Origin of the sequence: Kocuria subflava (genome assembly GCF_012163155.1) — a bacterium.
Classification (GTDB): domain Bacteria; phylum Actinomycetota; class Actinomycetes; order Actinomycetales; family Micrococcaceae; genus Kocuria; species Kocuria subflava.
In genome coordinates, this window is record NZ_JAAVUN010000044.1 from 1 (window position 1) to 8,236 (window position 8,236).

Genomic DNA, 8,236 nt, shown 5'->3' on the forward strand with positions numbered 1-8,236 from the left:
CCCCCCCCCCCCCCCCTCCCGCCCCCCCCCCCGCGCCCCCCCCCGCCACCCGCGCCCCCCCCCCCCCCCCCCCGGGGAGGGGGGGGGGCAACGTCGTTGCGGTGGTTCAGCCGACCCGGATGACCGGGCCGACCAAGCGTTGCATCAGTCCTGCTGCAGCAGGGCCAGGATGCGCAGGATCTCCACGTAGAGCCAGATCAAGGTCACGGTCAGGCCGAAGGCTGCGGACCATGCGTACTTGCGGGCCACGCGGCCGATGCCGTTCTCGATGTTCTCGAAGTCCATGACCAAGGAGTAGGCAGCCAACAGAATAGCGATGGCACCGATGAACACACCCAGCGGGATGCCAAAGATCTGCACGTCAGAGCGGACGTTGAAGCCGGCGAACATGGACAGACCCAGGTTGGCCAGGGCAAAGACCAGGTAGCCGATCATGGCCACCACAACGATCTTGGTCAGGCGCGGGCTGGTGCGCAGGATGCGCATCCGGTAGAGCACCAGAACGGCCACGAACACACCGATGGTGCCAATCACGGCCTGCAGGACGATCCCCGGGTAGAGCTGCTGGAAGATTCCGGAGATGCCGCCCACGAACAGGCCCTGGGCCACGGCGTAGAGCATGATCAGAACCGGGGACGGCTCACGCTTGAATGCGTTCACCAGCCCGAGGACCAGGCCCACCAACATGGCCGGGAAGGCCAGCATCGGGATCATCCAGCCGACCACTGCCATGACGATCACGGTGCCCAGCGTGAGGCTGGTGCGCATGATGACGTCATCCAGCGTCATCCGGCCGGTCTGCTCGGCCGAAGCTGACGGGCTGTTGTACCAGCCCTGCATCTGCTCAGCAGACGGCGCCTGGCCGTACTGCTGACCGTTCTGCATGGTCTGGCCATACTGCGGAGCCTGACCGTACTGAGCGTTCTGGCCGTACTGCGCTGATTGACCGTACTGGCCCTGGCCGTACTGCGGGGCCTGGCCGTACTGGGCCTGAGGAGACGCGGAACGATCGTTGTGCTTGGAATTGAAGTCGCGGAGCAAGGGATTGCCCATAGTTGTCGTCCTTTCGTGCTGCTGCCGTGGCTGCCGCGAGTAACGGTGGGTGACGGCGCAGGGCGGTGGGCGTACAGGAATTCCGGATCAACGGTACCAGTTGACCAGTCAGCTTCTGCAGCGCTCCCCTGCAGGCGAACGAGGCGTGACCGCATCGTGACCCGCCTCTTGCGCCGATATACCCCAAGGGGGTATAGGTGGATCTACAGAAGCATCCGCTCACGCCACGTCAAGAGAGCACCATGGCCACCCAACCGGCAACAGCCCCGCAAGCACACGATCCACGAACCTTTCACCTGGAGATGCCCATCGGAGGCATGACCTGCGCATCCTGCGCAGCTCGAGTGGAACGCAAGCTGAACAAGCTGGACGGCGTCACCGCCAGCGTGAACTACGCCACGGAGAAGGCCACTGTGGATGCCCCCGCCACCATGGACCCCACCGTTCTGGTGGCAGAGGTGGAGAAGGCCGGGTACACCGCCACCCTGCCACCCCCACCCGCGGCTGCCCCCTCACCTGATCAGCAGCACGACGACGACGCCGGTGCCCGTGCCGGTTCCGGTGCCCCACCGGGGGATATCGAGGTCGACTCTTTGCGCCAACGTCTGATCGGCGCCACCGTGCTGTCCGTCCCGGTGATCGTCATGGCCATGATCCCGGCCCTGCAGTTCGACTACTGGGGATTTGCATCCCTGGTGCTGGCTGCCCCCGTGGTGGTGTGGGCCGGCTGGCCGTTCCATCGTGCCACACTGAAAAACCTGCGCCACGGTGCTGCCACCATGGACACCTTGATCACCGTGGGGACAACAGCGGCGTTGATCTGGTCGATCGTGGCGCTGTTCTTCGGCCACGCCGGGCATCCGGGCATGACCCACAGTTTTGAACTCACCTTGTCCCGCACGGACGGGCTGGGTGACATTTACCTGGAGGTGGCCGCCGGGGTGATCACCTTTGTCCTGGCAGGCAGGTACTTCGAGAAGAAGTCCAAGCGCCAGGCCGGCGCCGCGTTGAGGGCACTCATGGAAATGGGTGCCAAGGAAGTCTCAGTGCTGCGCAACGGCTCGGAACAACGCATCCGCGTGGAGGACCTGGCCGTGGGTGACCAGTTCTTGGTCCGCCCGGGCGAAAAGGTGGCCACGGACGGCGTCGTCGTGAAGGGGCGCTCAGCCATTGATGCCTCCATGCTGACCGGCGAATCCGTCCCCGTGGAGGTCACCGCCGGTGATGCGGTGACCGGCGCCACCGTCAACCAGGGTGGGCAGTTGACCGTTCGGGCAACGCGGGTGGGTGGTGACACCCAGCTGGCGCAGATGGCGCGCTTGGTGGAGGAGGCCCAATCCGGCAAGGCTCAGGTGCAGCGACTGGCGGATCGGATTTCCGCGGTGTTTGTGCCAGCGGTTCTGGTGATTGCAGTGGTCACGGTGGCCGCGTGGCTGCTGACCGGTCACCCGTTGAGCACGGCGTTCACGGCGGCGGTGGCTGTGTTGATCATCGCCTGCCCGTGCGCGCTGGGGCTGGCCACACCCACGGCGCTGCTGGTGGGAACGGGGCGCGGTGCCCAGCTGGGCATCCTGATCAAGGGACCTGAGGTGCTGGAATCCACGCGCCGGACGGACACCGTGGTGCTGGACAAGACCGGCACCGTCACGGAAGGTCGGATGACCTTGACTGCGGTGATTCCCGCCGATGGTGTCTCCCGGGCTGAGTTGCTGCGGGTGGCCGGTGCGGTGGAGAACGCCTCCGAGCACCCCATTGCCCAGGCGATTGCCGGCGGCGCTAGGGAGGAGACGGGCGATCTGCCGGACCCGGAATCCTTCCAGAATCTGGAGGGTCTGGGCGTGCAGGGCGTGGTGGACGGTCACGCCGTGGTGGTGGGACGCCAGAGTTTGTTGGCCGACTGGGGCATCCAGCTCCCGGAGACCTTGCGCGGGGCCATGTCTGCTGCGAACACCCAAGGTGCCACCGCCGTGGCAGTGGCCTGGGACGGTGCGGCCCGCGGAGTTCTGGTGGTCTCGGACACCGTCAAGGCCACCAGCGCCCACGCCGTGCAGCAGTTCCAGCAACTGGGCCTGACCCCGGTGCTGTTGACCGGTGACAACAAGGCCGTGGCCGAGCGGGTGGCCCAGCAGGTGGGGATCCAGAAGGTCATGGCGGAGGTGCTTCCGGCAGACAAGGTGGAGGCTGTTCGATCCTTGCAGGATCAGGGCAAGGTGGTGGCCATGGTGGGCGACGGCGTCAACGATGCCCCCGCGCTGGCCCAGGCAGACCTGGGCTTGGCCATGGGAACCGGCACGGATGCCGCAATCCAGGCTGCTGACATCACCCTGGTCACCGGGGACCTGCGTGCCGCCGCCGATGCCATCAGGCTCTCCCGCCGCACGTTGCGCACCATCAAGGGCAATCTGTTCTGGGCCTTCGCCTACAACACGGCCATGATCCCGCTGGCGGCACTCGGGCTGCTCAACCCCATGTTGGCGGGGGCTGCCATGGCGTTCTCCAGCGTTTTTGTGGTCTCCAACAGTTTGCGGCTGCGTTCCTTCACCCCCAGGCACGGCAAGCCCGCCACCCACACCACCCCGCCAACCCACGCCGCACCGGAACCGACTGCAGGAGTGACTCGATGACTGAACCCACCGGCGTCGTACCGGAGGCCACCACCGCAACCGAACACGCCCACTACGGTTACATGAGCGAAAAGGCCAAATATCTGGCTCGGCTCAAGCGCATTGAGGGTCAGGCGCGCGGAATCCACCGCATGGTGGAGGAGGACACCTACTGCATCGACATCCTGACCCAGGTTTCGGCCATGACCAGCGCCCTGGAGAACTTGGGCCTGGCTTTGCTGGATGACCACCTCAAGCATTGCGTGCTGGAAGCAGCTCAACAGGGCGGGCCGGAGGCGGAGGCCAAGTTGGCGGAGGCATCAGCGGCCATCGCTCGCCTGGTGAAGTCCTGAGCCTCCGAGGCCTGGGCCTCATATGACCATCGAAGGTACGCGTTTGGCCGGCATGAAGCCTTGAATCGGGACAAACGCGTACCCGGTTCTCAATCGGGATGCACCGACCGGCAGACTGAGTCCATGAGCACCTCACAACTCGCCCGGGACCCCCTGCCTCTCCAGGGAAAAACAGTGTTGATCACAGGTGTCAGCCGACGAGCCGGCATCGGGTATGCCACAGCATGTCGCGCGGTGGCGTGGGGTGCCAACGTGTTTTGCCATCACTTCTCCCCGCACGACGACCTCCAGCCCTGGGGCGGCGACGACATCGGAGCCGTGCTGGATGGAGTCCGGCAACACCTGGTGGGTTCAGCCCGAGTGGAGGATTTTCATGCGGACCTGGCAGATCACCAAGCACCGGCTCAGGTGATGGCGGCGGCCCGTACGGAGTTCGGGCAGGTGGACGGGTTGGTCTGCAACCAAGCGGTGAGTGGTTCGGACGGCGCCCTGAGCACCATCACTGCCCGGGACCTGGACCATCACTGGGCCGTGAACGCGAGGGCGTCGTTGCTCCTGACCCAGGCTTTCGCCGCGCAAGATGCACCGGGAGCGGTGGTTTTCATGACCTCCGGTCAGGGCCAAGGCCCCATGCCGCAGGAGGTCGCCTACGCCACATCCAAGGCAGCAGTTGCAGGGATCACCACCACACTTGCCCACGAACTTGCACCGGCCGGAATCCGCATCAACACCGTCAACCCCGGCCCCGTGGACACCGGCTACCTGGAACCTGGGGCCAAGAATCAGCTGATGCCCATGTTCCCGTTCGGCCGATGGGGCGAACCCGACGACCCCGCTCGCCTGATCACCTGGTTGCTCACCGAAGAAGCCGCCTGGATCACCGGCCAGGTCATCAACTCGGAGGGTGGCTTCACCCGCTGATCGCTTTCACCAGGACGTCACAGTTGCGGCAGCAGTGGTTCGACGACGACGGCCGGTGGGTCCTGCGTCGTCGTCGTTGCTGGGTTGGCGGTTTCTCCGTTGACCCAGGCCAGGAACTCGACCGCGGTGAACACCGGTTTTCCGAACTTGGCGGCGTTCTGTGCCTTGCGGGACTGGGAACCGGCCTCCGCGGAGATCAGGACGTCGCAACGGGTCTTGGTCACGTTGGCCACTGGTGCCAGGCCTGCGGAGACAGCCAAGATCTCCATGTCATAGCGCTCCAACACCCGACCCTCTGAATCCTGTGCCGTACCGGTGAAACACACTCGCGTGCCAGGTTGCAGGACGGAGTCGATGGTGTGCTGCGGGGTGTCATGGTAGGTGGAATCCAGGACTGTGATTCCGGTCTGCTCCTCCACCACCTGCACCACAGCCTGAGCCGTCGGGTCGAGCCGCGAGCGCTGAGCAGCCTGGGTGAGCATGGCGGCCAGTGCGGACTCCGCAGTTTCACCGCGGTCGCCAGGGGTGACAAGGAACCGCACCGGGCCATGTGCCCCTGAGTTGGGATGGCGCGGCAGGACGTAACCCGGGCGGCCGGCCGGGGTGGAGAAGGTGTCTGCGCTGCGGTGGTGGGGTTCGGCGCCCCGCGCGATGTCACGGATGGCCCGGGCACGTTCCAGTGCTGTGGGCGCATACAGGCGCTGGCGTTGTTCAAGGTCGGCGCCATCCACATGGAGATCACGTCCCAAAGGCATGGTGACCACATACCCCATGCGTTTGAGTTCGTGATCCAGCCAGCCCAGGTCCCGGTCGATGTTCGGACCCACCGGTGTACGCCCCGCCAGGTACGGCTCCAGCGCGGCCCAGGCCTCCGTCAGAAGAGGGGCCAACTGGACGTCCCCGGCGGTGATGCCGAAATCGTGACGAGCCTGACCCATGTCCCGGGTGGGGTTGACCAGAGTGGTGAGCTCCACGCCGTCGTCAGTGATCACTGCAATCTCAGCAGGCCGCGGACGCCACCGCTGCCCCACGTCCCCCACCGTGCACATTCCGATGTAGACGTTGCCCAGCGTTTGTGAGGACTCGGCGCGTTCGGTGGCCAGGAAACGGCGCACCCGCTGATCCACCTTGAGATCCTTGGCCAACACATCCCGGCGCAGCACCAGACCATCCATGGACGTGCAGCGGCTCAACGCCACGTAGAGCTGGCCGTCAGCAAAAGTGCCGCCCGTCAGATCCACCACCACCCGGTCCAAGGTTTGGCCCTGACTCTTGTGAATGGTCACCGCCCATGCCAGGCGGAAGGGCAACTGGGTGTAGGTGCCGACCAGGTCATGACTGAGGACCCCGTTGTGAACCGTGGGTCGGGTGACCTCCCACTGGTGGGGGTGAACCTCCGCCTGCATGCCATCCGGCAGCTCAACCACCACCACCTGTTCCCCGGATTCTCGGTACTGGTCCACGATCTTGGCAATGGTCCCGTTGACCCAACGGTCCCAGGGATCGTTGGTGAGCATCATGATCTGCGCACCCACTTTGAACCGCAGGTGATCATCCGTAGGTTTCTCAAACCCATCCACGTCCCCCGTGACCTGGGCAAAGTGCGATACCTCGGGTTCGCTCAACTGCTCCAACATGCTGCGGTTACGGGATGTGGCCATGCGGTTGGTGGTGGTCAACGTCAGCCAGAACTCGTGCAGCGGCGGCACGAACTCCCGGTCGGTACGGGTGTTCAGCTCCTGACGCGCCTCCTGCAGCAAAGACCCCTCCCGCACGGCATTGAGGATCTCCACCAACCGGTTGTCCCCCACCTGCCGGAACACACGCGTCAGTTCCACCGTGGCAAATCGCTCCCGATTGAATTTGTGTGCGGCGAAAAAATAGGGGGACGTGTAGGTGGTTTCAAAGTAGGCGCGCTCGCCATCGGCCACCACCGGGGGCAGCTGGTACAGGTCTCCCACCAGCACCATCTGCACACCGCCAAAGGGCTCCCCCGGTTGTGGGCCGAAACGCTGCAAGGCCACGGCCAGACAGTCAAAGAGGTCAGCACGCACCATGGAGGCTTCGTCGACGATCAGCGTGTGCAGTTCCTTCAGCGTTGCCGCAAACCGCCCCGGGTAGTAACCGTTGCCACGCACCAGCTCCGGGCTCATGGCGGACGGGAAACCGAACAGACGATGGATGGTGTACCCACCCACGTTCAACGCCGCGATGCCGGTGGGCGCCACCACCACAACATTGCGCTGAGTGCTCGCCAGAAAACGCCTGATCAGCGTGGACTTACCAGTGCCTGCTTTACCGGTCAGGAACAGGTTCTCGCCGTGGTGGAGTCGGGCCAGGGCGTCATCGAACTCGTCCGTGTGGACGAATGATTCAGGCACCCTGTGACTCTGAAACCTGGAGGACCAGCGTCCCGTCCTCCTGGATCTCCAGAGCGCAGGCAGCCAAATTCACGACGACGGCGTGCGCGTGCTCCCTCAGTTCGACAGCCTCATGGGATGTGGCCACAGCCAACACCTTGGAACCTGCCGCCAGGCCGGCTTTGAGCCCTGCGGGCGCATCTTCCACCACCAGGCAACGTGCGGGGTCGACCCCCAAGATCTCGGCAGCGCGCAGATACCCTTCCGGATCCGGCTTGCCCGTGGAAACGTCCTCTGCGGTGACCAGCGTGTCCGGAACGGGCACACCTGCGGCAGCCAGACGCGCCGGCATCAGCTCACGATCTCCGCTGGTGACCGCTGCCCAGCAGCCCTTGGGAAGTTGCTGCAGCAGGTCAAGGGCCCCAGGCAGTTCCACCACGGACTCCAGGTCCTGCATCTCCAAATCGTGCAGTTCCGCCTCGGCCGCGGCCACCTGGTCCGCCGGGATGAAGTCGGCCAGGGTGTCTGCCGCGCGTCGACCGTGGCACACGGCCAGGATGGAGTCGGCGTCATGCCCGTGACGGCCTGCCCACGTGGTCCAGGACCGGTTCACCGCTGCGGTGGAGTCCACCAGGGTGCCGTCGATGTCGAACAGGATGGCATCCACTTCAAATCGCATGACTCCACCGTACGTGCTGGGGGCTCACCGGCGCTTGACCAAACTTTGCGCACGGATAAATGCGATCCGGTGCACGGAGTACGCGCTTATCCGTGCGCAAAGTCCTGGCCTGGGCCGGAACCGGCCCGGAAGCTGAGCCGGCACACAAGGTGCACCTCGCTGGGTGGTTCTCAAACCCGCGTAAGCCCCTCATGACGGCCCTTCACAGATGAGCATGGGTAGCGGTGTGCGCGTGGGCGTCTCGAGGGGTGTGTTGTGAGGTCTGGG

The 8,236-nt window shown here is 65.1% G+C and carries 6 protein-coding genes; 3 read left to right on the forward strand and 3 right to left on the reverse strand.

Going from position 1 to position 8,236, the window contains the following annotated elements; translation table 11 throughout:
- Window positions 1-144: 144 nt before the first annotated feature.
- Complete coding sequence (locus tag GTW58_RS12505) at window positions 145-1,053, reverse strand: Bax inhibitor-1/YccA family protein (protein WP_047690097.1); 909 nt, start codon at window positions 1,051-1,053, stop codon at window positions 145-147.
- Between the two features lie 242 nt (window positions 1,054-1,295).
- On the opposite strand from GTW58_RS12505, the gene GTW58_RS12510 reads away from it, so the two are divergent.
- The 3 genes from GTW58_RS12510 to GTW58_RS12520 all read left to right on the forward strand — a co-directional run bounded on the left by GTW58_RS12510 (window position 1,296) and on the right by GTW58_RS12520 (window position 4,930).
- Window positions 1,296-3,677, forward strand: a complete 2,382-nt coding sequence (locus GTW58_RS12510; RefSeq protein ID WP_119932086.1) for a heavy metal translocating P-type ATPase — start codon at window positions 1,296-1,298, stop codon at window positions 3,675-3,677.
- Entirely contained in the window at window positions 3,674-4,009 is a 336-nt protein-coding gene (locus tag GTW58_RS12515) for a metal-sensitive transcriptional regulator (RefSeq protein ID WP_047690092.1), read from the forward strand. Before GTW58_RS12510 ends, GTW58_RS12515 begins: the two co-directional genes overlap by 4 nt.
- A gap of 123 nt (window positions 4,010-4,132) precedes the next feature.
- Window positions 4,133-4,930, forward strand: a complete 798-nt coding sequence (locus GTW58_RS12520) for an SDR family oxidoreductase (protein WP_047690090.1) — start codon at window positions 4,133-4,135, stop codon at window positions 4,928-4,930.
- A 17-nt stretch (window positions 4,931-4,947) separates the two neighbouring features.
- On the opposite strand, the gene GTW58_RS12525 is transcribed toward GTW58_RS12520, so the two are convergent.
- Window positions 4,948-7,311 (reverse strand): AAA family ATPase, encoded by a 2,364-nt coding sequence (locus GTW58_RS12525; protein ID WP_119932087.1) that lies wholly within the window; start codon window positions 7,309-7,311, stop codon window positions 4,948-4,950.
- On the reverse strand, window positions 7,304-7,969 hold the full coding sequence (locus tag GTW58_RS12530; RefSeq protein ID WP_119932088.1) for an HAD-IA family hydrolase: 666 nt from the start codon (window positions 7,967-7,969) through the stop codon (window positions 7,304-7,306). Before GTW58_RS12530 ends, GTW58_RS12525 begins: the two co-directional genes overlap by 8 nt.
- Between the last annotated feature and the right edge of the window lie 267 nt (window positions 7,970-8,236).